The sequence below is a fragment of the Seohaeicola sp. genome, assembly GCF_048006315.1.
GTDB lineage: Bacteria > Pseudomonadota > Alphaproteobacteria > Rhodobacterales > Rhodobacteraceae > Seohaeicola.
In genome coordinates this window covers 1,550,456-1,576,694 of the sequence record NZ_CP180350.1, presented here as the reverse complement: position 1 = coordinate 1,576,694, position 26,239 = coordinate 1,550,456, and the positions used below count along the sequence as shown (strand labels likewise).

The 26,239-nt window shown below is 64.6% G+C and carries 31 protein-coding genes, 1 pseudogene and 1 riboswitch; of the genes and pseudogenes, 15 read left to right on the top strand and 17 right to left on the bottom strand.

Annotated features, from left to right (window positions below; translation table 11 throughout):
* Nucleotide 1: 1 nt before the first annotated feature.
* The 9 genes from ACMUJL_RS07985 to ACMUJL_RS07945 form a co-directional block, all read right to left on the bottom strand.
* Nucleotides 2-712, bottom strand: coding sequence for an alpha/beta fold hydrolase (locus ACMUJL_RS07985; RefSeq protein WP_375569127.1), 711 nt, complete (start codon nt 710-712; stop codon nt 2-4).
* Nucleotides 713-1,312, bottom strand: coding sequence for a protocatechuate 3,4-dioxygenase subunit alpha (gene pcaG / locus ACMUJL_RS07980; protein ID WP_375569129.1), 600 nt, complete (start codon nt 1,310-1,312; stop codon nt 713-715).
* Nucleotides 1,313-1,315: 3 nt separating this feature from the next.
* Nucleotides 1,316-2,059, bottom strand: coding sequence for a protocatechuate 3,4-dioxygenase subunit beta (gene pcaH / locus ACMUJL_RS07975; protein WP_068291373.1), 744 nt, complete (start codon nt 2,057-2,059; stop codon nt 1,316-1,318).
* Entirely contained in the window at nt 2,049-2,444 is a 396-nt protein-coding gene (gene pcaC, locus ACMUJL_RS07970; RefSeq protein ID WP_375569131.1) for a 4-carboxymuconolactone decarboxylase, read from the bottom strand. The genes pcaH and pcaC overlap by 11 nt, the downstream gene beginning before the upstream one ends.
* Nucleotides 2,437-3,225 (bottom strand): 3-oxoadipate enol-lactonase, encoded by a 789-nt coding sequence (gene pcaD, locus ACMUJL_RS07965; RefSeq protein ID WP_068291369.1) that lies wholly within the window; start codon nt 3,223-3,225, stop codon nt 2,437-2,439. Before pcaD ends, pcaC begins: the two co-directional genes overlap by 8 nt.
* On the bottom strand, nt 3,225-4,391 hold the full coding sequence (gene pobA, locus ACMUJL_RS07960) for a 4-hydroxybenzoate 3-monooxygenase (protein WP_375569134.1): 1,167 nt from the start codon (nt 4,389-4,391) through the stop codon (nt 3,225-3,227). Before pobA ends, pcaD begins: the two co-directional genes overlap by 1 nt.
* A gap of 78 nt (nt 4,392-4,469) precedes the next feature.
* Nucleotides 4,470-5,444: a threonine ammonia-lyase gene (locus ACMUJL_RS07955; protein WP_375569136.1), complete on the bottom strand. Its 975-nt coding sequence runs from the start codon at nt 5,442-5,444 to the stop codon at nt 4,470-4,472.
* Complete coding sequence (locus ACMUJL_RS07950; RefSeq protein ID WP_375569138.1) at nt 5,441-6,268, bottom strand: alpha/beta fold hydrolase; 828 nt, start codon at nt 6,266-6,268, stop codon at nt 5,441-5,443. The genes ACMUJL_RS07955 and ACMUJL_RS07950 overlap by 4 nt, the downstream gene beginning before the upstream one ends.
* Nucleotides 6,268-6,951: a haloacid dehalogenase type II gene (locus ACMUJL_RS07945; RefSeq protein ID WP_068291359.1), complete on the bottom strand. Its 684-nt coding sequence runs from the start codon at nt 6,949-6,951 to the stop codon at nt 6,268-6,270. Before ACMUJL_RS07945 ends, ACMUJL_RS07950 begins: the two co-directional genes overlap by 1 nt.
* A 207-nt stretch (nt 6,952-7,158) precedes the next feature.
* Between ACMUJL_RS07945 and ACMUJL_RS07940 the strand changes: the two genes are divergently transcribed.
* On the top strand, nt 7,159-7,587 hold the full coding sequence (locus tag ACMUJL_RS07940; protein WP_375569141.1) for an FKBP-type peptidyl-prolyl cis-trans isomerase: 429 nt from the start codon (nt 7,159-7,161) through the stop codon (nt 7,585-7,587).
* A gap of 92 nt (nt 7,588-7,679) precedes the next feature.
* On the top strand, nt 7,680-8,273 hold the full coding sequence (locus tag ACMUJL_RS07935; RefSeq protein ID WP_375569143.1) for a hypothetical protein: 594 nt from the start codon (nt 7,680-7,682) through the stop codon (nt 8,271-8,273).
* A gap of 65 nt (nt 8,274-8,338) precedes the next feature.
* On the opposite strand, the gene ACMUJL_RS07930 is transcribed toward ACMUJL_RS07935, so the two are convergent.
* Both ACMUJL_RS07930 and irrA read right to left on the bottom strand, forming a co-directional pair.
* The gene (locus tag ACMUJL_RS07930; RefSeq protein WP_375569145.1) at nt 8,339-9,328 is read right to left on the bottom strand and encodes an NADPH:quinone reductase; all 990 of its coding nucleotides are present in this window, start codon (nt 9,326-9,328) and stop codon (nt 8,339-8,341) included.
* A gap of 84 nt (nt 9,329-9,412) precedes the next feature.
* Nucleotides 9,413-9,864: pseudogene (gene irrA, locus ACMUJL_RS07925) on the bottom strand (iron response transcriptional regulator IrrA).
* Nucleotides 9,865-10,071: 207 nt separating this feature from the next.
* Between irrA and fabA the strand changes: the two are divergent.
* The 4 genes from fabA to ACMUJL_RS07905 all read left to right on the top strand — a co-directional run bounded on the left by fabA (nt 10,072) and on the right by ACMUJL_RS07905 (nt 14,157).
* On the top strand, nt 10,072-10,581 hold the full coding sequence (gene fabA, locus ACMUJL_RS07920; protein ID WP_068291348.1) for a bifunctional 3-hydroxydecanoyl-ACP dehydratase/trans-2-decenoyl-ACP isomerase: 510 nt from the start codon (nt 10,072-10,074) through the stop codon (nt 10,579-10,581).
* Nucleotides 10,582-10,782: 201 nt separating this feature from the next.
* On the top strand, nt 10,783-12,012 hold the full coding sequence (gene fabB, locus ACMUJL_RS07915; RefSeq protein ID WP_375569147.1) for a beta-ketoacyl-ACP synthase I: 1,230 nt from the start codon (nt 10,783-10,785) through the stop codon (nt 12,010-12,012).
* Between the two features lie 6 nt (nt 12,013-12,018).
* Entirely contained in the window at nt 12,019-12,810 is a 792-nt protein-coding gene (locus ACMUJL_RS07910; protein ID WP_375569149.1) for an enoyl-ACP reductase FabI, read from the top strand.
* Between the two features lie 84 nt (nt 12,811-12,894).
* Nucleotides 12,895-14,157 carry a flavin-dependent oxidoreductase gene (locus ACMUJL_RS07905; protein ID WP_375569151.1) on the top strand — a complete coding sequence of 421 codons (1,263 nt, stop codon included), beginning with the start codon at nt 12,895-12,897 and terminating at the stop codon, nt 14,155-14,157.
* Nucleotides 14,158-14,168: 11 nt separating this feature from the next.
* Here ACMUJL_RS07905 and ACMUJL_RS07900 read toward each other — a convergent pair whose 3' ends face one another.
* A complete protein-coding gene (locus tag ACMUJL_RS07900; RefSeq protein ID WP_068291341.1) occupies nt 14,169-15,038 on the bottom strand; it encodes a hypothetical protein in 870 nt (289 codons plus the stop codon).
* Between the two features lie 143 nt (nt 15,039-15,181).
* On the opposite strand from ACMUJL_RS07900, the gene miaB reads away from it, so the two are divergent.
* The 8 genes from miaB (at nt 15,182) to metK (ending at nt 23,250) form a co-directional block, all read left to right on the top strand.
* Entirely contained in the window at nt 15,182-16,513 is a 1,332-nt protein-coding gene (gene miaB / locus ACMUJL_RS07895; RefSeq protein WP_375569153.1) for a tRNA (N6-isopentenyl adenosine(37)-C2)-methylthiotransferase MiaB, read from the top strand.
* A 273-nt stretch (nt 16,514-16,786) separates the two neighbouring features.
* Nucleotides 16,787-17,344: an OmpA family protein gene (locus tag ACMUJL_RS07890; protein WP_375569155.1), complete on the top strand. Its 558-nt coding sequence runs from the start codon at nt 16,787-16,789 to the stop codon at nt 17,342-17,344.
* An 11-nt stretch (nt 17,345-17,355) separates the two neighbouring features.
* Nucleotides 17,356-17,655, top strand: coding sequence for a hypothetical protein (locus ACMUJL_RS07885; RefSeq protein ID WP_068288780.1), 300 nt, complete (start codon nt 17,356-17,358; stop codon nt 17,653-17,655).
* 72 nt (nt 17,656-17,727) lie between these two features.
* Nucleotides 17,728-18,843, top strand: coding sequence for a PhoH family protein (locus ACMUJL_RS07880; RefSeq protein WP_375569158.1), 1,116 nt, complete (start codon nt 17,728-17,730; stop codon nt 18,841-18,843).
* 91 nt (nt 18,844-18,934) lie between these two features.
* Nucleotides 18,935-19,459: an rRNA maturation RNase YbeY gene (ybeY, locus tag ACMUJL_RS07875; RefSeq protein WP_068288775.1), complete on the top strand. Its 525-nt coding sequence runs from the start codon at nt 18,935-18,937 to the stop codon at nt 19,457-19,459.
* 75 nt (nt 19,460-19,534) lie between these two features.
* Entirely contained in the window at nt 19,535-20,434 is a 900-nt protein-coding gene (locus ACMUJL_RS07870; RefSeq protein WP_068288772.1) for a hemolysin family protein, read from the top strand.
* Nucleotides 20,418-21,974, top strand: coding sequence for an apolipoprotein N-acyltransferase (gene lnt / locus ACMUJL_RS07865; protein WP_375569161.1), 1,557 nt, complete (start codon nt 20,418-20,420; stop codon nt 21,972-21,974). Before ACMUJL_RS07870 ends, lnt begins: the two co-directional genes overlap by 17 nt.
* 39 nt (nt 21,975-22,013) lie before the next feature.
* Nucleotides 22,014-22,062, top strand: a riboswitch (SAM-SAH riboswitch).
* 6 nt (nt 22,063-22,068) lie between these two features.
* A complete protein-coding gene (metK, locus tag ACMUJL_RS07860) occupies nt 22,069-23,250 on the top strand; it encodes a methionine adenosyltransferase (protein ID WP_375569163.1) in 1,182 nt (393 codons plus the stop codon).
* 96 nt (nt 23,251-23,346) lie between these two features.
* Here metK and ACMUJL_RS07855 read toward each other — a convergent pair whose 3' ends face one another.
* From ACMUJL_RS07855 to ACMUJL_RS07845, 3 genes are all read right to left on the bottom strand, one after another.
* A complete protein-coding gene (locus ACMUJL_RS07855; protein ID WP_416914214.1) occupies nt 23,347-23,982 on the bottom strand; it encodes a hypothetical protein in 636 nt (211 codons plus the stop codon).
* A 36-nt stretch (nt 23,983-24,018) separates the two neighbouring features.
* The gene (locus ACMUJL_RS07850) at nt 24,019-24,660 is read right to left on the bottom strand and encodes a C39 family peptidase (protein ID WP_375569167.1); all 642 of its coding nucleotides are present in this window, start codon (nt 24,658-24,660) and stop codon (nt 24,019-24,021) included.
* Between the two features lie 61 nt (nt 24,661-24,721).
* Nucleotides 24,722-24,985 (bottom strand): hypothetical protein, encoded by a 264-nt coding sequence (locus ACMUJL_RS07845; protein ID WP_068288754.1) that lies wholly within the window; start codon nt 24,983-24,985, stop codon nt 24,722-24,724.
* A gap of 56 nt (nt 24,986-25,041) precedes the next feature.
* On the opposite strand from ACMUJL_RS07845, the gene ACMUJL_RS07840 reads away from it, so the two are divergent.
* Complete coding sequence (locus ACMUJL_RS07840; RefSeq protein ID WP_375569169.1) at nt 25,042-25,185, top strand: hypothetical protein; 144 nt, start codon at nt 25,042-25,044, stop codon at nt 25,183-25,185.
* A 62-nt stretch (nt 25,186-25,247) separates the two neighbouring features.
* Here ACMUJL_RS07840 and ACMUJL_RS07835 read toward each other — a convergent pair whose 3' ends face one another.
* Both ACMUJL_RS07835 and ACMUJL_RS07830 read right to left on the bottom strand, forming a co-directional pair.
* Nucleotides 25,248-25,610 carry a hypothetical protein gene (locus ACMUJL_RS07835; RefSeq protein WP_375569171.1) on the bottom strand — a complete coding sequence of 121 codons (363 nt, stop codon included), beginning with the start codon at nt 25,608-25,610 and terminating at the stop codon, nt 25,248-25,250.
* Between the two features lie 69 nt (nt 25,611-25,679).
* Nucleotides 25,680-26,150, bottom strand: a complete 471-nt coding sequence (locus ACMUJL_RS07830) for a hypothetical protein (RefSeq protein WP_082896219.1) — start codon at nt 26,148-26,150, stop codon at nt 25,680-25,682.
* Between the last annotated feature and the right edge of the window lie 89 nt (nt 26,151-26,239).

Genomic DNA, 26,239 nt, shown 5'->3' with positions numbered 1-26,239 from the left:
GTCAACCCTTCGCGATTTGGGTCAGAAGATCGGCCAGCCCCTCGGGGTCGGCGAAGAAGGGCGAATGCCCCGTGGGCATGGCATGGACATCCTGCGCGGGCCAGCCTTCGGTCATCGTGCGCTGGTATTCGGGCGGGATCGTGCGGTCATCGTCGCAGCGGATATAGCTGCGCTTCACGCTGGCATAGGCATCGGTCAGCCGGATCGGCGTGGCCTGCGGCCTGATCGCCTGGATGCACAGGCGCGGCAGTGCGTAATCCACCGCCTCGGCCGGGCAGTCATTGTAGAACAGCGCGGGCGCCTTCGACAGGTCGACGCGAAAGGCCAGGCCATCCTCGGTCCTGATCGCGGCATCGGCCATGGGCTGGCGCGGCGCTTCGGCGCGCATCTCGACCAGGCTGCGACCGTCCTGCGCGGCATAGGCACATAGATAAATCAGCCGGTCGATCTTGTCCGGGGCCATTTCGGCGGCCAGCGAGATGGGAAAGCCCGCCATGGAATGGCCTACCAGCGTGACGGGCGTGTCGATCGCGTCAACGATCGCGCGGGCGTAGCCTTCCAGCGTGACCTCCTGGTAGGGGGTCGCGTCCTGCCCGTGCCCCGGCAGGTCGATGGCGCGGGCGGTATGGCCGCGCGCCACAAGTTCCGGGATCAGGTCGCGCCAGCACCACGCGCCGTGGCACGATCCGTGAACCAGTAGAAAATCAGCCATTCAGATATCCAGAAATACCGTTTCATTGTCGCCCTGAAGGCGGATGTCGAAACGATACTGACCTTCGCCAGTCTTCTTTGCAATCAGCGTATCCACGCGCGGGCGTTGTTCGATGCGCGACAGCAGGGGATCGTTGCCGTTATCCTCATCCTCGAAATAGATGCGGGTGGACAGGCCGATGTTGATGCCGCGCGCCACGATCCAGAGGCTGATATGCGGGGCCTGCACCCCGCCGCTGCGATGGGGCACGGGGCCGGGCTTGACCGTGGTCAGTGTGAAGAGCCCGCTATCCTTGTCGGCGGCAAAACGGCAAAAGCCGCTGACGGCGGGATCGGCGCCATCCTGCCCCGCGAAACGCCCCGCCGCATCGGGTTGCCAGCTTTCCATCATCGCATCGCGCAGCGCCCAGCCGGTGCCGTCGATCACGGCGCCGGTGATGGTGATGATCTGCCCCTTGGCCCCCGGCGCGATGGGCGACAGGCCCAGATCCTCGGGATAGACGCCCGGCAGGCCCGCGAAAGAGGGAATACAGCCGATATGGACGTATGGTCCGGCGGTCTGGGACGGGGTTTCGATCAGTGTGTCAAGCGATTGCACCATGGCTTACATCCCTTCCAGTCGGTTCTCGAACATGGTCTGGCGGCGGCCGCGCAGCACGATGTCGAACTTGTAGGCCAGGAAATCCAGCGGCCTTGCCCGCGCCATGTCCAGCGGGGCCACCAGACGGTCCAGCTGGCTGCGCTCCTTGATGGTCGCGGCGATGGGGCAGCGGTCGATCAGGGGGTCGCCCTCGAAATACATCTGGGTGATCAGGCGCTGACCGAAGCTGTGCCCGAAGACCGAGATATGAATGTGCATCGGCCGCCAGTCATTCGCGCGGTTGGGCCATGGATAGGCACCGGGCCGGATCGTCAGGAACTGGTAGCGGCCTTCGGCGTCGGTGATCGTGCGCCCGCAGCCGCCGAAATTGGGATCCAGCGGCGCAAGGTAGTTGTCCTTGACGTGGCGATAGCGCCCGCCCGCATTGGCCTGCCAGATCTCGACCAGCGTATGCGGCACGGGCCGTGCGTTTTCGTCCAGAACCCGGCCATGCATCAGGATGCGCTCGCCGATCGCGGGGCTGCCATCCTTGGAAAAGTTCAGGATCAGGTTGTTGTCCAGCGGCCCCAGCAGGGAATGGCCGAAACGCGGGCCCGTCTCTTCGCTGGGCGTGCTTTCCATCGACAGCAGCGGCCATTTCGGCGAGCGCGGGACGGATGTCTTGTATTCGGGATCGTAGGGCACCGGGTGCATGTGGCGCTGGCGCGGGATCAGCGGCCCCGCGTCGGTTTCACCGTTATCGGTCATGTCTTTCATCATCTGCCTCCATCTCGGCATAGGTGGCCTTGGCCAGTTTCAGCGCATGATTGGCACGCGGCACGCCGGCATAGATCGCCACATGCTGGAACGCCTCGAGCACATCCTGCTTGCTGGCCCCGGTGCGGGCGGTCGCGCGGATGTGCATGGGGATTTCCTCGAAATTGCCGGTTGCAGCCAGCAGCGCCAGCGTCAGCATGGACCGTTCGCGCAAGGATATCCCGTCAGAGGCCCAGACCGTGCCCCAGGCCCCTTCGGTGATGAGGGTCTGGAACGGTTCGTCAAACGGGGTCTTGGCCCGTTCCGCCCGGTCCACATGGGCATCGCCCAGAACCTTGCGGCGCACCGCCATGCCCTTGTCGAAACGCTCAGACATGGCCCACGTCCTGCATGAACTTGGTCAATACGGCGGCGTATTCTTCGGGCTGTTCGACGCAGGGCAGATGGCCCGCCTTGCGGATCAGGTGGAACTGCGATCCGGGGATCAGATCGACGGTCTCACGTACCAGGTCGGGCGGGGTCGATCCGTCATCGGATCCGGCAATGCCCAGCGTGGGCAGGCGCAGGCCCGAGGTGGGCGTGTAGAAATCCGTGCCCGAGATCGCAGCGGAACAGCCCGTGTAGCCCTCGGCCGGTTGGCGCACCAGCATGTTGCGCCAGGCATGGAATTCCGCCGTCTTGCGGAAGGGGGCGGAAAACCAGCGTTCCATGATGCTGTCGGCCAGCGCCTCGATCCCGCCGGCTTTCACTGCGGCGATCCGGTCATCCCACATCGCGGGCTGGCCGATCTTGGCACCGGTGTTGGACAGCACCATGGCGCGCACCAGGTCCATCCGCTTGACAGCCAGACCCTGCGCGATCATCCCGCCGATGGACAGGCCCACGAACAGCGCATCCTTGACCGCCAGGTGATCCATCAGCCGTTCCACATCGCGCACCAGCGTGCCCATGGAATAGGGCGCAGGTGTCAGTTCGGTCAGGCCATGACCGCGCTTGTCATAGCGGATGTATTTCAGCCCCTGCGGCAGCAGCGGCAGCACCTGGTCCCACAGCCGCAGATCGGTACCCAGCGAGTTGGCAAAGACGACGGGCCGCCCCTCGGGGTTGCCGTCGATACGGTAATGGACTTTCAGGTCTCCAAGGTCGGCAATACGCATCAGTATGGCAATCCCACATAGTTTTCGGCCATCACGCGCTGGGCGGCGGCAGAGGTTTCCAGATAGTCCAGATCGGCCTCCTGCATGCGCTGGTCAAAAGCCGACTGGTCCGGGAACCGGTGTAGCATGGTGGTCAGCGACCAGGAAAATCTTTCGGATTTCCACACACGCGCCAGCGCACGTTCCGAGTATTTCGTCACGCCCTCGTCGTCGCCCTGATAATACTGGATCAGGCCTTCGTGCAGGTAATGCACATCGCCGATGGCCAGGTTCAGACCCTTGGCCCCGGTGGGCGGCACGATATGGGCCGCATCCCCCACAAGGAACAGCCGTCCCCAGCGCATCGGTTCGGCCACGAAGGACCGCAGGGGCGCGATGGATTTCTCGATCGACGGGCCGGTCACAAGGCTGTCGGCCGCATCGGCCGGGATGCGGCGGCGCAGCTCGTCCCAGAAGGCCTGATCGGACCATTGATCGACCGTATCGGTCAGCGGGCATTGCACGTAATAGCGGCTGAGGTTGGCATTGCGCATCGAGCACAGCGCGAACCCGCGCTCATGGTTGGCATAGATCAGTTCGTGACTGACGGGGGGCGTTTCCGACAAGATGCCCAGCCAGCCGAAGGGATAGACCCGTTCATATTCGCGCAGCACATCGGCGGGGATTTCCTTGCGGCAGGGGCCGTGGAACCCGTCGCAGCCGGCCACGAAATCGCAATCGATCCGGTGCACCTTGCCATCCTTGAGGTAGGTCACAAAGGGCTTGTCCGTGTCCAGATCGTGCGGCTTGACGCCTGTGGCCTCGTGGATCACCACGCCGCCGGCCTTGTCGCGCGCGGCATAAAGATCGCGCGTCACCTCGGTCTGGCCGTAAACCATGACCTGCTTGCCCACCAGTTCGTCAAAGGCGATGCGAAAGCCCCGGTTGCGCGCGGCCAGGTAGGTGCCGCCATGCACGAAGCCTTCCTTGTCCATGCGCGCGCCCACGCCGGCCTTGCGCAGCATTTCGACGCTGCCCCATTCCAGCACGCCCGCACGGATCCGGCTGAGGACATAATCGCGGGTCTGGCGTTCCAGAACGACCGTGTCGATGCCCGCGTTGTGCAGCAGTTGTGACAGCAGCAGGCCCGATGGCCCCCCGCCGATGATGCAGACCTGTGTGCGCATGTCTTTCCCCCCTGTTCGCAGCGCGAGGGAAGCAAAAATAGTTTACGGTGTCAATTAAATTTCGAAGATGCGCCCCGGTCAGGACTTGAGGGTGTTCAAAGCCTCTTCGTACATTTCAAGATCGACATTCCCCCCCGAGGCCACGACGATCACGGCGTCGCCCTCGATCTGGTCACGCCGGTTGAGGGCTGCGGCCAGTGCGACGGCGCCGCCCGGTTCCAGCACGATCTTGAGGCGCAAGAACGCCTGTGCCATGGCGCGCAGCGCTTCCTGATCTGTGACGACAAGGCCGGGACCGCAGAGCCGTTGCATGATCGGAAAGGTCAGGTTGCCGGGGCTTGGCGTCACGATCGCATCGCAGATGCTGCCGGTCATGCTGGCATTGCGCTGGATGCTGCCTGCGGCAAGCGACCGTGCGGTATCGTCGAAATCCTTCGGCTCGACCGGGCGCGCCCGCAGGCCGGGGGCCTCGGCCTCCAGCGCCATGGCGATGCCGGATGTCAGGCCGCCGCCACCGCAGCAGACCAGCACATCGCAAGTGTCGATGCCTTCGGCGCGCGCCTGTTCCGCGATTTCAAGGCCCGTGGTACCTTGACCCGCGATCACCTGCGGCTCGTCGAAGGGCTTGATCAGGGTCAGGCCGCGCTCTTGCGACATGCGTTCGCCGATGGCGTCGCGGTCCTCGGTCGCGCGATCATAAAGCACGACCTCGGCCCCAAGGGCGCGGGTATTCTCGATCTTCAGGCGCGGCGCGTCAGCGGGCATGATGATGACCGACGGCACGCCATGCTGGGCCGCGGCCAGCGCCACACCCTGCGCGTGATTGCCCGATGAAAAGGCGATCACGCCGCGGGCGCGCAGATCCTCGGCCAGGGCCGACACGGCGGAATAGCCGCCGCGATACTTGAAGCTGCCGGTGTGCTGCAGGCATTCGGCCTTGACGAAGACACGCCGCCCCGCAAGGTGATCGATGAAGGGTGAAGACAGCAGCGGTGTCACCCGCGCATGTCCCCTCAGCCGCTCTGCCGCGGCGCGGATCATCTCGATATTCATGTCATCTGCTCCAGCCAACGGCTCAGCGCCGCCAGCGCCTGCGGCTCGTCCAGGAAGGGGATATGCGCGCGGTCCGGCACATGGGCCACGATCAGGCCGGGCATCCGGTCGGCCATGCGCGCCACCGTCGCGGCGGTCAGCAGGTCCGAGTTCATGCCATGGATCACCGCGCAGGGCAGGGGGGCGATGGCGTCGAACAGCGGCCACAGGTCGGGTGCACCCTTGGCCCCTGCGGCGATCACCGCCTCGCGCAGGCCGGGGTCGTAGTTGATCCTGACGCCTTCGGGCGTCTCGACATGGGTGTGGGTGACCTCCTGCCGCCAGCGGGCCAGCGGCACGCCGGGGAATTTATCCGCCAACGCGGCGGCACGTTGTTCGGCCAGCTGGTCCAGCGTCGCCGCATCGGGATGGCGACCAAGGTAGCCCATGATCACGTCCAGCCCGCTGGGGTCCAGTTCGGGGCCGATATCGTTCAGCGCCACACCCAGAAGCCGTGCTTTCGCCATCGCCGCCAGCACCATCGCGATCAGCCCGCCGCGCGAGGTGCCGATGATCGCGGCCTTGTCCAGCTTCAGATGGTCCAGCAGTTCCAGAACATCCTTCGCCTCGCGCGGGACGGTATAGCTCAGCGGGTCGGGCGACCAGTCCGATTGCCCGCGCCCGCGATAGTCCAGCCGGATCAGGCGCACGCCCGACAGATGCGGTGCCGCGAAATCGAAATCCCGCGCATTGCGCGTCAGCCCCGACAGGCACAACACCGGCAGGCCTTCGCCTGCATCCTCGTAATGCAGCGACACCCCGTCCGAGGCCACGAAGCGCGGCATCAGCGGGCCACCAGCGCCGGGATCGCCGTCAGATCCTTCAATTCGTGATGCGGCCGGCCGGGCAGGCGGTCCACCGGATCGCCCGCGCGGTTCACCCAGGCGGTTTCGAAGCCATAGCCCGCGGCGGCCCCGGCATCCCAGCCGTTCGACGAGACGAACAGCACATGCGATTTGGCGCAGCCAAAGCGCTGGATCACCATGTCATAGACCTGCGGCGCGGGCTTGAAGATGCCCACCGATTCGACCGACAGCACATCGTCCAGAACATCGCTCAGCCCGGCGGACTGCACGGCACCTGACAGCATCTCGGGGCTGCCATTGGACAGGATCGCCGTGTTCATCCCCGCGGCCTTCAGCTCCATCAGCATGGCGGGCACTTCGGGAAAGGCGCTCAACTGCCAGTAAAGCGCCAGCAACCGGTCGCGCAGCGCGTTGTCGCCCGCCAGTCCCTGCGCCTCCAGCGCCCAGTCCAGCCCATCCTGGGTGACAGTCCAGAAATCGGTGTGATCCCCGGTGATTGCGCGCAACCAGCTGTATTGCAGCTGTTTTTGGCGCCACTTTTCCGAGATGGCGGGCCAGTGCCGGGCGAAATCCTCGCGCCCCGGTTCGCCAGCAACCTCGCGTGCGGCGGCCGCCACGTCGAACAGGGTGCCATAGGCGTCGAATATGCAGGTCGTGATCATCTGTCGGTATCGTCCTTTTGGCGCAAGACTGGCACGGCGGCGCGCAAGGGAAAAGAGTTAATGATCTCAGAACCCCGTGATCCCGCAGTCGGTTTGCAAATTCCCGCCGGGGTCTGTAGCCTTGACTCCGCAAACCCGAGCACCCGTTCGCGCCATGGGCGAAACGGCCTCGATCATTCATCTTTCCCAAGCAGAACTGGAACAATCATGACGCAGGTCAAACCGGGCGATACCGTCCGTATTCACTACACCGGCACCCTGTCCGACGGGGCCACTTTCGACAGTTCGGAAGGGCGGGATCCGCTGGAATTCGTGGTGGGCTCCGGGCAGATCATCCCCGGTCTCGACGTGGCCCTTCCGGGCATGAGCGTTGGCGACAGGAAAGTCGTCGAAGTGCCGGCCGACCAGGCCTATGGCCAGCCCGACCCGAACGCGCGCCAGGCCGTGCCACGCGCCGAGATCCCTGATCACATCCCGCTGGACCTGGGCACGCAGTTGCAGGTCCAGACGCCGCAGGGCCAGGCGATGCCCGTGACCGTGGTCGAAGTGACCGAGACCGAGGTGACGCTGGATGCCAACCATCCGCTGGCCGGGCGCGATCTGACCTTCGCCATCGAACTGGTCGCCATCGGCTGATCCGTCGCAGGCCCAAGCGGCGCAAGGCGCGGGGTGGATTTGCCCCGCGCCTTTTCTATGATGGGCGCAGCCATCATCCCGGGAGACAGGCCATGACCACCCCCGTCGAGACGCTTCTTGGCCGCATGCGCGAACTTCAGGACCAGCTTGAGGCCGAATTCGACCGCCGCAGCGAGGCCTTTCGCTACCGGTTGGAGAACGGGCGCATCATCTTCGACGAAGAGGCCCGGCGCCGGCATCGCGCCTTTCGGGTGCGCCTGTCGGATTTCCTGCGCGGTACCCGGCCGCTTGTGGTGCTCAGCGCGCCCGTGATCTACAGCCTGATCATCCCTTTCGCGTTGCTCGACCTCATGGTCACGATCTATCAGCGGGTCTGCTTTCCGATCTACCGCATCCAGCCGGTGCGCCGCGCCGATTTCATCCGCATCGACCGGCATCACCTGGCCTATCTGAACGCGTTGCAGAAACTCAACTGCATCTACTGCGGCTATTGCAACGGGCTGATCGGCTATGTGGAGGAGGTCGCTGGCCGGACCGAGGCCTATTGGTGCCCGATCAAACATGCCGCCCGCATCGGGGCGCAGCATGCCCATTACGCGCAATTCGTCGACTATGGTGATGCCGAAGGATTTCATGACGGCCTTGCCGCCAGCCGCGAACGGGTCGCACCCCGCAAGACGGGCTGACGTCTTCTTGCCGCAAATATCCTCGGGGGGGCGTCCCGCAGGGACGGGGGGGCAGACAGCCCCCCTCAGCCGATATCCAGCAGCACCGCGCCTGACCGGCGGCCGGCCTCGACCGCCCTGTGGGCGGCGGCGCAATCGGCAAGCGCGAAATGCCCATGGATCGCCGGTTTCAATGCGCCTGCCGCATGGGCGCGGTGCAACAGCCCGATCGCGGTGCTGCGCTGGGCCTCGGGCAGAAGGTAGATCAGCACCACGTCGATCGTGATGGCGCGGAACAGGTAGGCGCCGAAAGGCAGCACCGGGTTCATCTCCTGCGCGGAGCCATAGGCCGCGATGCTGCCGTTCTCGGCCACTGTCTGTGCCAGCATGGCCGCGTTGCGCCCGAATTCCACCTCGATGGCCCGATCGACGCCGCGCCCGCCGGTCAGGTCCAGCAGCTTCGCGGCAAGATCCGGGTCGCGGTAATCCAGCACGGTATCGGCCCCCGCGGCGCGCACCCGGTCAAAGTCCGCAACCGAGGCGGTGGCGATCACCCGCGCGCCACCCCAGGCGGCCAGTTGCACCGCGTCATGGCCCACGGCGCCCGCGCCGCCCGACACCAGCAGGTTCTGGCCGCTGACATTGCCGCCGCCGAAGACGCAATGCGCCGCCGTCAGCCCCGGAATGCCCATGGTCGCACCTTCGGCATTGCTCATGGCTTCGGGCAGGGCCACGGCCTGGGCCGCGGGCAGGGCGATCATCTCGGCCGCGGTGCCGTAGGGGCGGCGCCACTGGCCGTTCCAGATCCAGACCCGCTGTCCGATGCGCGCCTTCTCAACGCCGTCACCCACCGCCGCGATCACCCCGGCCCCGTCCGAATGCGGCACGATGACCGGAAACGGCGGTGCCGTGACGCCTGGCCGCGATCCGGCGCGGGCCTTCACATCGGACGGGTTCACGCCGGAATGGGTCAGGCGGACCAGCACTTCGCCCGGCGCGGGGGCGGGTGTCGGAAGGTCGGTCAGATGCAGCACATCGGCGGCGGCGCCGAAGGCGGAATAGGTGATCGCTTTCATGGGTCGGTCTTTCCTTGGGTCGTGACAGCGCGGACGCCCTGCACAGTGGCAGGGCGCGCCCGGTCATTCAATGCCTGTGAAAGCCTACTTGCGGCGCAGCCGGATCACCACGTCGACCGCCGCGATCTCTGCGCCCTCGGGGGCGTTGGGGATCCGCACGATCTCGAGCTCCTCGCTGGGCGCATCGGTCAGCGTGCCGCTGTCCTCCCAGTAGAAATGCGGATGGTCATGGGTATTGGTATCGAAATAGCTTTTCGTGCCGTCGACCGTGATCTCGTGCATCAACCCGGCCTCGCAGAAGGCGCGCAGCGTGTTGTAGACGGTGGCGAGCGAGACGCGCTCTCCCCCTCCTGGGCTGCGGCGAACAGGCTCTCCGCCGTCACATGCCGATGTTCGCCATCGCCGACCAGAAGGGCCGCAAGCGCCACGCGCTGGCGTGTCGGGCGCAGCCCGGCCGTGGCCAGCCAGAGGGCGCCGCGGGCCTGTGTCTGCTCTGTCTGGCGGCTGCCCGCGTCAGATGTCGTCAGCTTGGTCATTGTCATCCGTTCCAATCTCTACCCCCTTATAAAGCCCGTGGCGGGAAAAATTCAATTGCAAACAGGCAGACATGCCCGATGCCGGGCGGGGCGGGTCCGGCCGGCTGACCGCAGGCAGGCTTGCATGGGGCGCCAAGCGGGTGCTAGAGGGGTCAGGCCGCATGGCAGTGAGACAGACGACACAGACCAGAAAAGGACAGTGCCTCGATGGCCCAGTATCCGAACCGTTTCGACAAGGAAGACCTGCTGAAATGCGCGCGCGGCGAGCTGTTCGGCCCCGGCAATGCCCAGCTTCCCGAACCGCCGATGCTGATGATGGACCGCATCACCGAGATTTCCGAGGATGGCGGCGCCCATGGCAAGGGGCATGTGGTGGCCGAGTTCGACATCCATCCCGACCTGTGGTTCTTTTCCTGCCATTTTCCCGGCAACCCGATCATGCCGGGATGCCTTGGCCTTGACGGCCTGTGGCAGCTGACCGGCTTCAACCTGGGCTGGCGCGGCTGGCAAGGGCGCGGCTATGCGCTGGGCGTGGGCGAGGTCAAGCTGACCGGCATGGTCCGCCCCGACCGCAAGATGCTGACCTACAAGGTCGATTTCACCAAGGCGATCCAGACCCGCCGCCTGACCATGGGCGTCGCCGACGGCATCGTCGAGGCCGATGGCGAAGTGATCTATCAGGTCAAGGACATGAAGGTCGCCCTCAGCGAAAGCTGAGGTTTCCGCGCAATCCCGACGCGCAATCGCCCGCCCGCCAGCCGGGTTGGCGATTTTGCGTGACTGGCGGCATGATCCGCCTTGCATATGCGGGGCCGTGACACCATCCGCATGGCCGACGCGCCCCGACCCCGCCTAACCGCTTGCCCCTCAACCCCTGCTGTCCTACACAGACCAAAGCCAATTGAAGGGAGGGCGTCCATGCGCCGCGTCGTCGTTACAGGGCTGGGGATCGTGTCCAGCATCGGCAACAATGCCTCCGAGGTTCTGGACTCGCTCAGGGCGGGCCGCTCGGGTATCCGCGCCAATGCGGCCATGCAGGAACACGGGTTCCGCAGCCAGATCGCGGGCGACGTCAAGCTGGACATCACCGAACACGTGGACAAGCGCACCCTGCGCTTCATGGGGCCGGGCGCGGCTTATGCCCATATCGCCATGGGCCAGGCCATCGCCGATGCGGGCCTGACCGAGGCCGACATCTCGAACGAGCGCACCGGGCTTGTGGCCGGATCGGGCGGGCCATCCACCTCGGCCATGCTGCTGGCGCATCAGACCGTGCTGGCCAATGGCAGCCCCAAGCGGATCGGACCCTTCGCGGTGCCGAAATGCATGTCCTCGACCGTGTCGGCCAACCTCAGCACGGCCTACAAGATCAAGGGCATCAACTATTCCATCACCTCGGCCTGTTCGACCAGCCTGCATTGCATCGGCAATGCCGCCGAACAGATCATGATGGGCAAGCAGGTCATCATGTTCGCCGGCGGCGGCGAGGAACTGGACTGGACGCTGTCCTGCCTCTTCGATGCGATGGGCGCGATGAGCAGCAAGTACAACGACACGCCCGAACTGGCCTCGCGTGCCTTCGACGCGGATCGCGACGGGTTCGTGATCGCGGGCGGCGGCGGCATCGTCGTGCTGGAAGACCTGGATCACGCCCTGGCGCGCGGCGCGAAAATCTACGCCGAAGTCACCGGCTATGCCGCCACGTCGGACGGCCATGACATGGTCGCCCCCTCGGGCGAGGGCGGCGAGCGCGCGATGCGCCTGGCGCTGGCGGGCCTGAACAAGGACCGCAAGGTCGGCTATATCAACGCGCATGGCACATCGACCCCCGTCGGTGACGTCGGCGAGGTCGAGGCCGTGCGCCGCGTCTTCGGCCGTGGCAACACGCCGCTGATCAGTTCGACCAAATCCATGACCGGCCACAGCCAGGGCGCCACCGGCGCGCAGGAGGCGATCTATTGCCTGCTGATGCTGCAAAACGATTTCATCGCGCCCTCGATCAACGTGGCCACGCTGGACCCCGCCATCGACGCGGGCGAGATCGCGACCACACGCATCGACAACGCCGGGCTGGACACGGTGATGACCAACAGCTTCGGCTTTGGCGGCACCAACGGATCGATGCTTTTGTCGAAATATCACGGGTGATCTGACATGACGGGACAGATGCAGGGCAAACGCGGCCTGATCATGGGGGTCGCCAATGAACGCTCGATCGCCTGGGGGATCGCAAAGGCCATGAGCGAGGCGGGGGCAGAACTGGCCTTTACCTACCAGGGCGAGGCGTTCGGTTCGCGCCTGAAGCCGCTGGCGGAAAGCGTCGGGTCGGATTTCATGGTCGATGTGGACGTCACCGATGATGCCAGCCTCGATGCGGCCTTCGACGCGCTTGGCGCGCGCTGGCCCACGATCGATTTCGTGGTCCATGCCATCGCCTTTTCCGACAAGACCGAACTGACCGGGCGCTTCCTGAACACCAGCCGCGCCAATTTCCGCAATTCGCTGGATATCTCGTGCTATTCGCTGATCGAGGTGGCCCGCCGCGCGCATCCGCTGATGGTCGGGAATGGCGGGACCATCCTGACCCTGACCTACCAGGGATCGAACCGCGTGACCCCCTTCTACAACGTCATGGGCGTGGCCAAGGCGGCGCTGGAATCTGCGGTGCGTTACCTTGCCAATGACCTTGGCCCCGAAGGCATCCGCGTCAACGCGATCAGCCCCGGCCCGATGAAGACGCTGGCCGGTGCCGCCATCGGTGGTGCGCGCAAGACCTACAAGCATACCGACATGAACGCGCCGCTGCGGTCGAACGCCACGCTCGAGGCGGTGGGCGGCACGGCTGTCTACCTGGCCTCGGACGCGGGCGCCTGCACCACCGGCGAGATCATCCGCGTCGATGGCGGCTATCACGTGCTTGGCATGCCGCAGCCCGACAATATCTGAATGCAGTGCCCGCAGCGGGGTGGGGACGCTCCGCGGGGGATATTTCAGGCAAGAAGAAATCACAGGCGCGGGGAGGGCCACCAGATGACCGTTCTTATCGCAGGCGCGGGGATTGCGGGCCTGGCCATGGGCCTGACGCTGCACCAACTGGGGATCCCGTTCCGCATCTACGAGCGCGTGGGCGAGATGCGCCCCCTGGGTGTGGGGATCAACATACAGCCCAACGCGGTGCGCGAGCTTTATGACCTGGGGCTGCAGGACCGGCTGGACGCGATCGGCGTGCGCACCCGGCAATACGGGTTCTATACCAAGACAGGGCTTGAAATCTGGGCCGAGCCGCGCGGGCAATACGCAGGCTATACATGGCCGCAATATTCGATCCACCGGGGCCAGTTGCAGATGCTGTTGCTGGAGGCGCTGCGCGCCCGCGCCGGGGAAGGCTGCGTCGTCACGGGGGCGGGGGTTGCGCGCTACGAGACGGGTGCAGAGGGTGCGGCGCTGATCCTGAGCGACGGCACGCGCGTGACCGGCGATCTGGTGATCGCCGCCGACGGCATCCGCTCGGCCATCCGGGCGCAGATGCTGCCCGATGAGGGCGAGCCGATCTGGAACGGTGCCATCATGTGGCGCGGCACCAGCCCTGGTGTACCCTTTCTGGGCGGGGCCGCGATGATCCTGGCGGGTCATGACACGCAGCGCTTCGTGTCCTATCCGATTTCCGCGACCGACCCCGAGACGGGTCTGGCGCAGATGAACTGGATCGCCGAATTGCGCGTCGATCCGGGCCGCGCCATGGCCAAGGGCGACTGGAACAAGCCGGCCGATCCTGCCGATTTCCTGCCCGCTTTCGAAGGCTGGGATTTCGGCTGGATCGATTGCCCCGGCATGATCCGCGCCGCCACGGGCCCGATCTATGAATATCCGATGGTGGACCGCGAACCGATGGCGCGCTGGACCGATGGGCGCGTGACCCTGATGGGGGACGCGGCCCATGCGACCTATCCGGTGGGGTCGAACGGCGCCAGCCAGGCGATCATCGATGCGCGCAAGCTGGGCGCTGCCCTGCATGATCACGGCGTGACCCCTGCCGCGCTCGAGGCTTACGAGGCCGAGATGCGCCCCCGCGCCGAGGGCATCCTGCGCGCCAATCGCGGCGCGGGTCCCGATGCGGTGATGCAGATGGTCGAGGATCGCTGCGGCGGCACTTTCGACACGATCGAGGATGTCATCCCGCGTGCCGACCTGGCCGCGCATGCCGAGAAATACAAGCGCCTGTCGGGCTTTTCCATCGAGGTGCTGAACGCGCAGCCGGCCATTCTGGGGCCGATGGAGCAGGCTGCGGAATAACCGCTACCTGTTCAGAACCACTGGCCGGGTTCCATCAGGCCCAGGTCCAGCAATTGCCGTGAATGCCATTCGAACGGCGTCGAATTGTGCCAGCGGAAATTGTGGATGTCGAAGGTCGATCCCGGATTGGCCTTCAGCGCCTTTGCCGTGCGGAACGAGCAGATCGCCGCCGTGATGTTGTGATGCCAGGGGCAGGCGTAGGTATTGTATTCCTCGTCGTTGAAGGTGTGATCGGCGCGCAGCTCCAGACCCGGCTTGGCGCGGAACAGCGCGATCCGGTCGATCTTGCGGCGTGGTGCGGGCACATGTTCCTCGTAGCGCCAGCGCAGCCCGCCGAAGAAATCCAGCTGCCGTTCGCGCGGATGGTTGTGATTGTCGGGATCGTTGCGCGCCAGCGCGTAATAGCCTGACTTGTCCAGATAGGCGTCTTCAAGGCTGACGGCGGAAGGGTGCGCGCCCAGATCGCCCGCATAGAGATCGATCACGTAGCACAGCATCGCATCGCGCCGTTCCTCGGTGTGAAAGGCCAGCATCTCGGCCGCGCTGCGGCTTTCGCAGAAGGGGTAGAACAGGTACTCTGCGTTGTAGCAGTAGTAGAACCACGTACCCGGCGCCGCGGCGATCAGGGCATTGACCGTCTGGGTCAGCATGCCGGGTGCCAGCGTGTCCAGATCGATCCGGTGCACCTTCGCAGCCAGGTCCCCCTCCAGCGACAGCTCCGCAGGCATCAGGACAAGCACCGTGGCAAAGCCCGATGTCAGGTGATGGCGCAGGGTCGAGGCCAGTTCGACCTCGTCCTCGGCGAAGATCAGCGCCACGGGCCCCTTTGCCAGGATCTTGCCCGACCGGCCCAGAAAATCCTTCAGACTGTCGTATCGCATCGTCCTGAAATCGCCCCGAACCTGATCTGTCTGCTACCGCCCGCAAGGTCCGCGAAATCCGGGCGCATTGCAAGAGACCCCTGTTCTGGTATAGGCAGCGTTGTTGTTTCGACCAGCAGGACCATTCCCGGCAGGACATCCCCATGAGCGCGCCCCGCAAACTCTATATCAAGACCTATGGCTGTCAGATGAACGTCTACGACAGCGAACGCATGGCCGAGGCGCTGGGCGGGCAGGGATATGTCGAGACGCAGACGCCCGATGATGCGGACATGATCCTGCTCAATACCTGCCATATCCGCGAGAAGGCGGCCGAAAAGGTCTATTCCGAACTGGGCCGGTTCAAGACGCTGAAGGCCGGGAATCCCGACCTCAAGATCGGCGTCGCGGGCTGCGTGGCCCAGGCCGAGGGCGAAGAGATCATGCGCCGCCAGCCGCTGGTCGATCTGGTGGTCGGCCCGCAAAGCTACCACCGTCTGCCACAGCTCGAGGCGCGGGCGCGGGCGGGCGAAAAGGCGCTCGACACCGATTTCCCCGAGGACGACAAGTTCGAAACCCTGCGCCAGCGTCCCAAGGCCGCGCGCGGGCCCACGGCCTTTCTGACCGTGCAGGAAGGCTGCGACAAGTTCTGCGCCTTCTGCGTGGTGCCCTATACCCGCGGCGCCGAAGTCAGCCGCCCCGCGCCCCGCATCCTGGAAGAGGCGCGCGATCTGGTCGAACGCGGCGTGCGCGAGATCACGCTGCTGGGGCAGAACGTCAACGCCTATCACGGCAGCGGCGATGGCGGCGACTGGTCGCTGGCGCGCCTGATCCGGGCGCTGGCCGCCATCGACGGGCTGGAGCGGATCCGCTTTACCACCTCGCATCCCAACGACATGTCGGACGATCTGATCGCGGCCCATGGCGATTGCGCCAAGCTGATGCCCTATCTGCACCTGCCGGTGCAGTCGGGCAGCGACCGCATCCTCAAGCGGATGAACCGCAGCCATACCGCGGAACAGTATCTGCGCCTGGTCGAACGCATTCGCGCCGCGCGCCCCGACATCCTGTTGTCGGGCGATTTCATCGTGGGTTTCCCCGAAGAGACCGAGACCGATTTCGAGGCGACGATGGATCTGATCCGCGCGGTGGAATACGGGCAGGCCTATTCCTTCAAATATTCCACCCGCCCCGGCACCCCCGCCGCCGAGCGCCCCCAGCTTGACGAAGAGGTCAAGACAGACAGGCTTTACCGGTTGCAGGCGCTTCTGGGCGAACAGCAGCGCCGCATCCAGGACAGCATGATCGGGCGCGAGGTGTCGGTCCTCTTCGAACGCGCCGGACGGCGCGAGGGCCAGATGGTCGGCAAGTCGGAATACCTGCACGCTGTCCATGTTGAGGATGCGCTGCGCAACGGTGCCGCCCCGATCGGTCAGATCGCGCGTGTCAGAATCATCGGCAGCGGATCGAATTCGCTGTCGGGCGTCCTGCTCTGACAGCTGCAATGCCCCCCGCATCGCGATGAGTGACGTGTAAAGCGGATCACGCACTACCGCATTGGTTGATAGGTCGCGGACGACTGCGCCGATTCGTTGAAAATCCGCGCTGTTTCTAGGGATTGTTGCGCAGGTCAGCACAATATCTTGTGGATTTTTCTTTTCTCTCAACGGGTTTCGGTTAAACTGACGGAAATGTGTGTGCGTCCCTGGCAGGTCTCCTGAGGGACGAAGGTTGTAACGAGTGAGCATGGGGGCTCTTCCAGCATGGCAATGAAATCCAGACGCATGGCGCTGGCGGGTGTGGTGGTATCGGCGCTGGCCTTGTCCGGAATCGTCGCACCGGCGGTTGCCCAGCAGAACACCATCAAGGGCGAACGTTACGTTCCCACGATCTGGATCGATCCGGATGGCTGCGAACATTGGGTCATGGACGACGGCGAGGAAGGCTTCATGTCGCCGCATATCGACCGCAAGGGCAACCCGGTCTGCCACCGGGGCGAGATTTGCGGCGTCATGCCGACGGATCAGTTCTTTGCCACCGACCGGCACCAGATCCACCCCCATGCAAAGCAGAACCTGGTGAATTTCTTCCGTCAGGCGAATGCGCGTGCCTTCCTGGTGCATGGTCACACCGACAGCCGCGCGTCGGATGAATACAACATGCGCCTCAGCCAGCGTCGCGCCAATGCGGTCGCGCAGGTCGCGCAATCCATCGGGGCCAATGTGATCGACGTCCGCGGTTTCGGCGAGCGGATGCCGCGCGCCACCAATTCCACCGCTGACGGCATGGCGCAGAACCGCCGCGTCGAAATCATCTGCCTGCGCTGAGGAGATCGGGAATGACATATCTCAAGGGTATCGCGATGCTTGGCGCGCTGGTTGCGCTGACGGCCTGCCAGGAAATCGGGCCGGACAAGACGCGCGACGGCGGTCGGGACGCCAAGCACCTCAGCCAGCTGGTCGCGGGCATCTGGGTCGATCCGACCGGCTGCGACCACTGGATCATCGACGATGGCGTCGAAGGATATCTGTCGGCGCGTCTCCAGCCCGATGGCTCGCCCGTCTGTTCCAATGCAGCGCCTCCGGGCGTGGCGACGGGTCCGTTCAAGTCCGGCTCCAACATCCGCGACTGGTTCTGATCAGCCCACCATGTGCAAGAAATCGCACCACAGGCCCCTGCCTGTGGTGTTTTTTTGCCTGCTGCACCCTAGATGATGATCAAGCCGCTTGCGCGATGGCGCGCAACTTGGCACGCTTCAATTCAGGTGACAGGGTCCGCCCTCCGCAGGCCCGGCCTTTGCAAGGAGACCTGCTTGGCTATCACAGTGCTGCCCCCGCCCTTCGATGCCGCCACCCAGATCGAACGTCTGGCTGAATTTCCCGACAACCGCCTGCTGATCGACCTTTGCGGCGAATATGACCGCAACCTCGCCGAGCTGGAAAAGAAACTGGGGGTGCAGATCCTGAGGCGGGGCAACCAGTTGGCCGTCTTCGGCGAGGAAAGCGCCACCGCCAACGCGATCGAGGTTCTGGATGCGCTCTATGAACGGCTCGAGGCCGGGCGCGGGCTGGAACAAGGCGACATCGACCGCCAGATCCGCATGGGCAGTTCCGAACAGGGAACCGGCGCGCAGGCGGGCGACCAGCTCGAGATGTTCCGCTCCGGCCGGGTCGAGATCAAGACAAGGCGCAAACTGGTCGAACCCCGCACCGAGGCGCAGAAGGCCTATGTGCAGAACCTCTTCAAGCACGAACTCTGCTTCGGCATCGGTCCGGCGGGCACCGGCAAGACCTATCTGGCCGTGGCGGCGGGCGTGTCCATGTTCATCACGGGTCAGGTGGACCGCATCATCCTCAGCCGTCCCGCGGTCGAGGCGGGCGAAAAGCTGGGCTATCTGCCCGGTGACATGAAGGACAAGGTCGATCCCTACATGCAGCCGCTTTATGACGCGCTGAACGATTTCCTGCCGGGCAAGCAGACCGCCAAGCTGATCGAGGAAAAGCGGATCGAGATCGCGCCGCTGGCCTTCATGCGCGGGCGCACCCTGAGCAATGCCTTCGTGGTGCTGGACGAGGCGCAGAACGCCACCTCGATGCAGATGAAGATGTTCCTGACCCGCCTTGGCGAAGGCTCGCGCATGGTCATCACCGGCGACCGCACCCAGATCGACTTGCCGCGGGGTGTGTCTTCGGGGCTGGCGGATGCGGAACGTCTGCTGAAAACCATCGACAAGATCAGCTTCAACTACTTCACCTCCAAGGATGTGGTCCGCCATCCCCTTGTGGCCGCCATCATCGAAGCCTATGAGGCGGAAGGGACGGTCTGACGCCGCCCCCGCTTCTTCTTGCCGAAAATATCCTCGGGGGTGTGGGGGCAGACAGCCCCCACCGCGTCAGCCCCCACAGTGAGAAGGCCGCATGCTGACCGATACGCAGATCGAAGATGACCGTTGGGCCGATGCCGGGCTTGAACCGTTGGCCGAGGCCGCGGCCCGCGCCACGCTGGACCATCTGGGGTTCGATCCCGATCTCTACATGATCAGCCTGCTGGGATGTGACGATGCGCGCATCGCGGTCCTGAACGCCGAGTTTCGGGGCAAACCCGCGCCCACCAACGTGCTCAGCTGGCCGGCACAGGATCTGGCCGCCGACGAGGACGGTGAAGCGCCCTATGTCCCCGACGAAACCCCGCAGGACGATCCCTTCTTCGATGAGGATGCGGGCGAGGGGATCGAACTTGGCGATATCGCCATCGCCTATGACACCTGTGCGCGGGAAGCGGCCGAAGCAGGCAAGGCAATGACCGATCACGTGACCCATCTGGTGGTGCATGGCACGCTGCATCTGCTGGGCTACGATCATGTTCGTGACAAGGATGCCACTTTGATGGAGACAATCGAGGTGGCGATACTTGGCAAACTGGGGGTGGCTGACCCATATTAGGCACAGCGTGTCGCGCCTTGGGCGTGTGCACAGGTATTTCAAGGAAGCAGTGCTTCCGCATTCTGGAAAGGCAAGATGGGCGACAGCATAGACGGGTCTACGGAGGCGGCGCAGAGCGCGCTGCCCTATTCCGAGGCCGAAAAGACGTCATCGGGTGGATTTTTCCGCCGCATCATCGGGGCGCTGAGCCCCGCAGACAGCGGTGAGGATGACGGTGACGCAGGCGCGCTGTCTTCGGCGCCAGAGCGTCAGCAGGTTCACAATATCCTGAACCTGCGCCGCATGCGCGTTGAGGATGTGGCAATTCCCAAGGCGGATATCACCGCCGTTCCCGACACGATCACCATGGAAGAACTGGTCGAGCTGTTCCGCGAGACCGGCCTGACCCGACTGCCGGTCTATTCGGGCACGCTGGACACGCCGCTGGGCATGCTGCACCTGAAGGATTTCGCGCTCAAGCACGGGTTCAACGGCGGGTCGGGCGAATTCTCGCTCAAGCAGATGCTGCGCCCGCTTCTCTATGTGCCGCCTTCGATGTCGATCGGCGTGCTGCTGCAGAAGATGCAGTCCGAGCGCAAGCATATGGCGCTGGTCATCGACGAATACGGTGGCGTGGACGGTCTGGTCACGATCGAGGATCTGATCGAACAGGTCATCGGCGAGATCGAGGACGAGCATGACACCGACGAGGACCAGTTCTGGTCGGTGGAGAAGCCGGGGCAATATCTTGCCCTGTCCAAGACCCCGCTCGAGGAATTCGAGGCCGAGATCGGGCAATCGCTGACCGAACACGAGGATGTCGACGAGGAAGAGATCGACACGCTGGGCGGCCTTGTCTTCATGCTGGCGGGCCGTGTGCCCGTGCGCGGCGAAGTGGTGCAGCATCCCGCCGGGATCGAATTCGAGGTGGTGGACGCCGATCCGCGCCGCATCAAGCGTCTGAGGGTCCGACTGCCACATGCGGCTGCCGTCTGAGATGCAACCCGGCGCGCCGGACCGGCGCGTCAGGCTGCTGCTGGCCCTGCTGTCCGGTCTGGCCGTGGCGCTTGGGCAGGCGCCTTTCGATCTCTGGCCTGCCGCGATCCTCGGCCTTGCGCTTTTGTTCCAGCTGATCCGTAACGCGGGCAGCATCCGGCAGGCGGCCTTTCTGGGTCTCGTGGCAGGCATCGGGCATTTCGCCCTGGCCCTGTTCTGGATCATCGAACCCTTCCTGGTCAACGCGGCCCGGCATGGCTGGATGGCGCCCTTTGCGCTGATCGGCATGTCGGCGGGACTGGCCCTGTTCTGGGCTGCGGCGGCGGCATCGGTGCGCGGCTTGGGCGGGCGGGCCCTGGCCTTCGTCGCGGCCTTCACGCTGGTCGAAGTGCTGCGCTCCTACGTGCTGACGGGGTTTCCCTGGGCGCTGATCGGGCATGTCTGGGTCGACACGCCGCTGGTGCACATCGCCTCGCTTCTTGGTCATCACGCCCTGACCCTCCTTGCGCTTCTGGCGGCGGTCGGCCTTGTGCAGTTGTTTTCGCCGCGTCTTCGCTGGTGGGGGGCGGGCAGCCTTGCGATGGTCTGCTCCGCAGCACTTTGGGGTGGCACGGTCGCCGTTGGGCCGGGGCAGGGGGGCACGGCGCAGGCCGATCCCGCCGCACTGTCGGATCGTCCCGTGATCCGCATGATCCAGCCCAATGCGCCACAGCATCTGAAATGGGACCGCACCGCGATCCCGGTCTTTTTCCAGCGCCAGATCGACTATACCGCAGCCATGGGACTTGATCCGGCGCAGCCGCGCCCTGACCTGGTGATCTGGGCCGAAACCGCGTTGAGCGTGATCCTTGAAAACGCCGAACCCGAGCTTGAGGCGATCACCCTTGCCGCCGATGGTGTGCCGGTGGTGCTGGGCATCCAGCGCTTCATCGGGCAGCGCACCTTCAATTCCGCGATCTACCTTGATGGCGGCGGCACCATCAGGGCGATCTATGACAAGCACCGCCTGGTGCCCTTTGGCGAATACATGCCCTTCGGCGAAATCATGTCGCAATTCGGCATCCAGGGCATGGCGGCGTCGCGCGGTGGCGGGTTTTCACCCGGTCCGGGGCCCCGCCTGATGGATCTGGGGGGCATCGGTCATGCGCTGCCCCTGATCTGTTACGAGGCGGTGTTTCCCCAGGCGATCCTTGGCGCACCGGATCGTCCGGATTTCCTGATGCAGATCACCAATGACGCCTGGTTCGGCACCTATTCGGGGCCCTATCAACACCTGGCCCAGGCGCGGCTGCGCGCCATCGAACAGGGTCTGCCCATGGTCCGCGTGGCCAATACCGGCGTGTCGGCCATGATCGACGGGCATGGGCGGATCACCGCCGCGCTGCCGCTGGACACGGCGGGCTGGCTTGATGCGCCGCTGCCACGGGCACTTCCACCCACGATTTATGCGCTTTGGGGCGAGTTGCCCGTCATGCTGGTCATCTTCGGGTTGCTGGCGGTTTCAATCGGTCGCGAGATGCGGGCGCGCCGCGCCAAATAGCGATTGACGCCCCGCCATACCGCGCGTAACCACGCATCACCCCTGTCACAACGGCTTCCTGGCGTGACGGGATGAACCCAATGGAGCACGTTTCATGTCACGACAGAATTACGTATTTACCTCCGAGTCCGTCTCGGAAGGGCACCCTGACAAGGTCTGCGACCGCATTTCCGACGCGGTTCTGGACGCCTTCCTGGCCGAGGAACCCGAGGCGCGCGTCGCCTGCGAGACTTTTGCAACAACCAATCGCGTCGTGATCGGCGGCGAAGTCGGTCTTTCGGACCAGGCCAAGCTGGCCGAATACATGGAGCGTATTCCCGACATCGCCCGTGCCTGCATCAAGGACATCGGCTATGAGCAGGAAAAGTTCCACCACGCCACCTGCGAAATCACGAACCTTCTGCACGAGCAGTCGGCCCATATCGCCCAGGGCGTGAACGCGGCCGAAAACAAGGATGAAGGCGCTGGCGACCAGGGCATCATGTTCGGCTATGCCACGAACGAAACTACGGCCCTCATGCCCGCGCCGATCCAGTATTCCCATGCGATGCTGCGCCGCCTGGCCGAAGTGCGCAAATCGGGCGTCGAGCCGACCCTTGGCCCGGATGCGAAATCGCAGCTTTCCGTACGCTATGAAAACGGCGTGCCGGTGGGCGTGACCCAGATCGTCCTGTCCACGCAGCACCTGGACGAAAGCATGACCAGCGACGATGTGCGCGCCGTGGTCGAGCCTTATATCCTTGAAGTGCTGCCCGCAGGCTGGGTGACCAGCGATACTGTCTGGCACGTGAACCCGACCGGCAAGTTCGTCATCGGCGGACCCGATGGTGACGCGGGCCTGACCGGCCGCAAGATCATCGTGGATACCTATGGCGGGGCAGCCCCCCATGGTGGCGGCGCGTTCTCGGGCAAGGATCCGACGAAGGTCGACCGCTCGGCCGCCTATGCCGCGCGCTACCTGGCCAAGAACATCGTGGCCGCAGGGCTGGCGGATCGTGCGACGATCCAGCTTAGCTATGCCATCGGCGTGGCGCGCCCGCTGTCGATCTATGTCGACACGCATGGCACCGGCGATGTGGACGCCGCTGCGATCGAGGCGGCGATCCCCAAGGTCATGGACCTGACCCCGCGCGGGATCCGCACCCATCTGCAACTGAACCGCCCGATCTATGCGCGCACCGCGGCCTATGGCCATTTCGGGCGCGAACCCGATGCGGATGGTGGTTTCAGCTGGGAACGCACCGATCTGGCAGAGGCGCTGAAGAAAGCCCTCTGATCCGGCCACACCGGCAACGGAAAAGATCACGGCGCGCCAGATGGCGCGCCGTTTTCTTATGTGCAAGGCCCCCGTGCGGACCGGCGCCCGCGAAGCCTACCTGTCGCGCGTCAGGGTGAAGCGCGACCCAAAGTCATAGGACTCGCCGTCAAAGCTGACATGTTCCACCTGCATCCAGCCCAGGCGCAGCGCGCGCGGCGCCTCGTCCTGGATGGCATCCCACAGCGCGGGGCGCAGCCGCAGGCATGTCTCGTCATCGAAATAGTTCCGGTAAAGCACTACGTCCGGACCATCCTGCCCCGGAAAATCCCCGTCATGCAGCAGGTTTGAAAAGGTATCCCCCGGTGACGCCCTCTGGGCCAGCGCTGCCAGCCGCGCGCGGAAAGCGGGGCCGAACCCCGCCGCCATGGTCCAGAACACGCCGTAGGCGGGTCCCTTGGCAAGCTCGGCCAATGGCTGGTCAAAATCCATGATCTCGCGCACCCGGTCGCGGAACAGTCCGCCCGGAACGGCCGTGATCGCCAGATCGCCACGCATCCGGACGGCCAGCATCCGCCGGATATCCCGGTCGCTTTCGACCCCCAGCAGCAGGGTGTCGCCGCTGAAGGTCCTTTCGACAAGCCCGCGATCCGCGGCTGTCCATGCCCCTGCCAGCGCCGCCGCGCCAAACGGCCGATGCAGCAGCTTGACCCGCACCTCGGTGTCGGAACATGAGAAAACGCCGCGGATCATCTTGTGACCTTTTGCGTTGATGACGACTGTCTGGCGTCAGGGCGACAGCGGTATGGCGCGCAGCGACAGGGACCATCCTGCCGGTTCCCTGAAGAATGTCGTGTCGATCTGTGCAAGGCTCATGTCCTGCGGGATCAGCAGCAGGATGCGGCCACGGGGCGTGCCGTCGGTATCGGGCGCCTCCCACATGCGGCGGAACTGGTATGCCGTCAGCTGCCGGTTGCCCCAGGACGGATCGGCCACATGCACCACACCGTCACGGCGGATCCCGCGAATGACGGTGAAATGATCCTCGCCCCGATACTGTACGTAGGCGATTGCCGGGATCTTGAGCTGCCTCAGATCGTCGAAGGACAGCATCAGCCCGCCCGCCCTGACCCCGTAGGAGGGCGCCACATCCGCAAGCTGCTGGAACGACGATCTGTCCGTCGCCCCCATCCGGGTCAGCACATCCTCTTCCGTCACGGACATGCCATAGAATTCGTTCAGGATCGTCGCCATGCTGGCCGCGCCGCAGGAATAATCCAGCTGCTGTTTCACGATCCTGAAATCGCGCAGCGCCTTCCAAGTGTTCACGACCGGCTGGCCGTTCAACTGCTCGCCGGGGAACATGTCGGCCTTGGCGGGCGCGGCGGCCAGCAGCGTGACAAGGCACAGGGCAAGGCGAAGATCACGCATGATATGCTCCGGTTCTGGGCAGGCAGGAACAAGCAAGGCCCATGGGTTGCGCTGTCATCGGTCACTCCGGCGCGCGGTTGGCGACAAGATGGTCGATGGCCGTGTCGGCAACAAAGCCACCCGCCTCGAAATGTTCCATCATCAGGTCGGTGATCGCGTCCATCTCGGCCTGGGTGAAAAGGTGACGGGCCAGCGCGGCCACAGGGGCATCGCGCAGATGCGCGATTGCCGCTAGCCCGTCATCTTGCAAGGCGTCGGGACATTCGGGCATCCTGTCGAGGATCATGCGAATGGCTTGCGGCCCGCCGAAATCCTTGTTTGTCATCCGTCTCTCCCGATGTGACGCCTGGGCCAACCCTCTTGCAAACCGCCGCTCTCACCATGAAAGGCGAAGCCGCCATGCGGTTGCGGATATCCGTCAAGACCGTCCAGTTCGGCCCGTTGAACGGCAAAGACTTCGGCGGCGTCGATAAGGCACATCACCACGAAGCCCTCCGTCTTGCGGTATCGTCGGTCGGTATGTGAAAACCGCTGCCGCAAACCTCTACCGAGAAATATCTCTTTTGCATCATCTCTCTCTCAAGCCTTTACAGGAATGCGGTGTCCAGATGCAGATCATGACGTGACGAAAACAATTTCATCGTCTGACCTCGCTCCAGGCCCGCGTCCATGCTTTCACCCTGCTTCAACGCGATGAAGGCGCCCCGGATGAAATCCTTTTGCGCAATGGTGGACAGAACCTCCGCGAGGGCATCATCACCGGTGAGCCGGCCGTTGGTATCCGCTCTGATCCAATCGGTATTCCGATCTTCCCGGGAATAGGCAAAGGCACTCCCGACCCGTGCCTTTTCCATGCAGGCCGTTTCCGTCGCAATTGCGCCTGCTCTCTGTGCGCGAAGATTGCCAGCAATCTGCTCATGATACTGTCCTGCGGTGAAGATGGCCCCCATGGAATGGGGGCCATCAAGGGTTGGCGTGGGCGACCATGCCAGACATGCCCGCCGTTTGGGGGGTAGATGTCAGCGACCCCGTCCCCAAGTCGATACGATGCGCCCCTGGCTGTTGACCACAACGGTTGACCGTGGCCCGATATAGCGGGTCGTGCCCGCGTTGGGACCGCTGGTGAAGGTGCGGATACTGGTCGGATTGCGCAGCGTGCTGACCATGGCGCCCGGCCTGATGCCCCGGTTGATGGTCTGGTTCAGGCCGTGACGCGTAAAGCCCGAAATGGCGACCCGCCCGATCATGATCGGGATCTGGATCCAGGCCCCTTCGGTGTCCTGCATCTCGGTCCGGGTCATACCCCGCGCCGAGGCGATGGCGACGCTGTCCCCGGCCTTGGCGGCCGGTGCCTGCGTCGTGGCCTTGCCGCCAAAGGCAAAGGCCATGTCGGCGGCATTCAGCGACTGCGCTGTCGCCGGTGCCACGGTCATCGCCACCAGCCCCAGAACGGCCAGCATCCTGATGGCAAAGGTTGAAAAGACGGTCATCTGGTTACTCTCCTTTCACTGGTTAACAAAAACGAATCTCTGCCGATTGATTTCTGTGCCTTTATTGTGCGCAAAGGCGCGGGCCTCTC

What these genes read in the sequence shown, in the direction of transcription:
- ACMUJL_RS07985 (WP_375569127.1), bottom strand. Translation starts at nt 712, where the DNA reads ATGGCTGATTTTCTACTGGTTCACGGATCGTGCCACGGCGCGTGGTGC.
- pcaG (WP_375569129.1), bottom strand. Translation starts at nt 1,312, where the DNA reads ATGGTGCAATCGCTTGACACACTGATCGAAACCCCGTCCCAGACCGCC.
- pcaH (WP_068291373.1), bottom strand. Translation starts at nt 2,059, where the DNA reads ATGACCGATAACGGTGAAACCGACGCGGGGCCGCTGATCCCGCGCCAG.
- pcaC (WP_375569131.1), bottom strand. Translation starts at nt 2,444, where the DNA reads ATGTCTGAGCGTTTCGACAAGGGCATGGCGGTGCGCCGCAAGGTTCTG.
- pcaD (WP_068291369.1), bottom strand. Translation starts at nt 3,225, where the DNA reads ATGCGTATTGCCGACCTTGGAGACCTGAAAGTCCATTACCGTATCGAC.
- pobA (WP_375569134.1), bottom strand. Translation starts at nt 4,391, where the DNA reads ATGCGCACACAGGTCTGCATCATCGGCGGGGGGCCATCGGGCCTGCTG.
- ACMUJL_RS07955 (WP_375569136.1), bottom strand. Translation starts at nt 5,444, where the DNA reads ATGAATATCGAGATGATCCGCGCCGCGGCAGAGCGGCTGAGGGGACAT.
- ACMUJL_RS07950 (WP_375569138.1), bottom strand. Translation starts at nt 6,268, where the DNA reads ATGCCGCGCTTCGTGGCCTCGGACGGGGTGTCGCTGCATTACGAGGAT.
- ACMUJL_RS07945 (WP_068291359.1), bottom strand. Translation starts at nt 6,951, where the DNA reads ATGATCACGACCTGCATATTCGACGCCTATGGCACCCTGTTCGACGTG.
- ACMUJL_RS07940 (WP_375569141.1), top strand. Translation starts at nt 7,159, where the DNA reads ATGACGCAGGTCAAACCGGGCGATACCGTCCGTATTCACTACACCGGC.
- ACMUJL_RS07935 (WP_375569143.1), top strand. Translation starts at nt 7,680, where the DNA reads ATGACCACCCCCGTCGAGACGCTTCTTGGCCGCATGCGCGAACTTCAG.
- ACMUJL_RS07930 (WP_375569145.1), bottom strand. Translation starts at nt 9,328, where the DNA reads ATGAAAGCGATCACCTATTCCGCCTTCGGCGCCGCCGCCGATGTGCTG.
- fabA (WP_068291348.1), top strand. Translation starts at nt 10,072, where the DNA reads ATGGCCCAGTATCCGAACCGTTTCGACAAGGAAGACCTGCTGAAATGC.
- fabB (WP_375569147.1), top strand. Translation starts at nt 10,783, where the DNA reads ATGCGCCGCGTCGTCGTTACAGGGCTGGGGATCGTGTCCAGCATCGGC.
- ACMUJL_RS07910 (WP_375569149.1), top strand. Translation starts at nt 12,019, where the DNA reads ATGACGGGACAGATGCAGGGCAAACGCGGCCTGATCATGGGGGTCGCC.
- ACMUJL_RS07905 (WP_375569151.1), top strand. Translation starts at nt 12,895, where the DNA reads ATGACCGTTCTTATCGCAGGCGCGGGGATTGCGGGCCTGGCCATGGGC.
- ACMUJL_RS07900 (WP_068291341.1), bottom strand. Translation starts at nt 15,038, where the DNA reads ATGCGATACGACAGTCTGAAGGATTTTCTGGGCCGGTCGGGCAAGATC.
- miaB (WP_375569153.1), top strand. Translation starts at nt 15,182, where the DNA reads ATGAGCGCGCCCCGCAAACTCTATATCAAGACCTATGGCTGTCAGATG.
- ACMUJL_RS07890 (WP_375569155.1), top strand. Translation starts at nt 16,787, where the DNA reads ATGAAATCCAGACGCATGGCGCTGGCGGGTGTGGTGGTATCGGCGCTG.
- ACMUJL_RS07885 (WP_068288780.1), top strand. Translation starts at nt 17,356, where the DNA reads ATGACATATCTCAAGGGTATCGCGATGCTTGGCGCGCTGGTTGCGCTG.
- ACMUJL_RS07880 (WP_375569158.1), top strand. Translation starts at nt 17,728, where the DNA reads ATGATGATCAAGCCGCTTGCGCGATGGCGCGCAACTTGGCACGCTTCA.
- ybeY (WP_068288775.1), top strand. Translation starts at nt 18,935, where the DNA reads ATGCTGACCGATACGCAGATCGAAGATGACCGTTGGGCCGATGCCGGG.
- ACMUJL_RS07870 (WP_068288772.1), top strand. Translation starts at nt 19,535, where the DNA reads ATGGGCGACAGCATAGACGGGTCTACGGAGGCGGCGCAGAGCGCGCTG.
- lnt (WP_375569161.1), top strand. Translation starts at nt 20,418, where the DNA reads ATGCGGCTGCCGTCTGAGATGCAACCCGGCGCGCCGGACCGGCGCGTC.
- metK (WP_375569163.1), top strand. Translation starts at nt 22,069, where the DNA reads ATGTCACGACAGAATTACGTATTTACCTCCGAGTCCGTCTCGGAAGGG.
- ACMUJL_RS07855 (WP_416914214.1), bottom strand. Translation starts at nt 23,982, where the DNA reads ATGATCCGCGGCGTTTTCTCATGTTCCGACACCGAGGTGCGGGTCAAG.
- ACMUJL_RS07850 (WP_375569167.1), bottom strand. Translation starts at nt 24,660, where the DNA reads ATGCGTGATCTTCGCCTTGCCCTGTGCCTTGTCACGCTGCTGGCCGCC.
- ACMUJL_RS07845 (WP_068288754.1), bottom strand. Translation starts at nt 24,985, where the DNA reads ATGACAAACAAGGATTTCGGCGGGCCGCAAGCCATTCGCATGATCCTC.
- ACMUJL_RS07840 (WP_375569169.1), top strand. Translation starts at nt 25,042, where the DNA reads ATGAAAGGCGAAGCCGCCATGCGGTTGCGGATATCCGTCAAGACCGTC.
- ACMUJL_RS07835 (WP_375569171.1), bottom strand. Translation starts at nt 25,610, where the DNA reads ATGGGGGCCATCTTCACCGCAGGACAGTATCATGAGCAGATTGCTGGC.
- ACMUJL_RS07830 (WP_082896219.1), bottom strand. Translation starts at nt 26,150, where the DNA reads ATGACCGTCTTTTCAACCTTTGCCATCAGGATGCTGGCCGTTCTGGGG.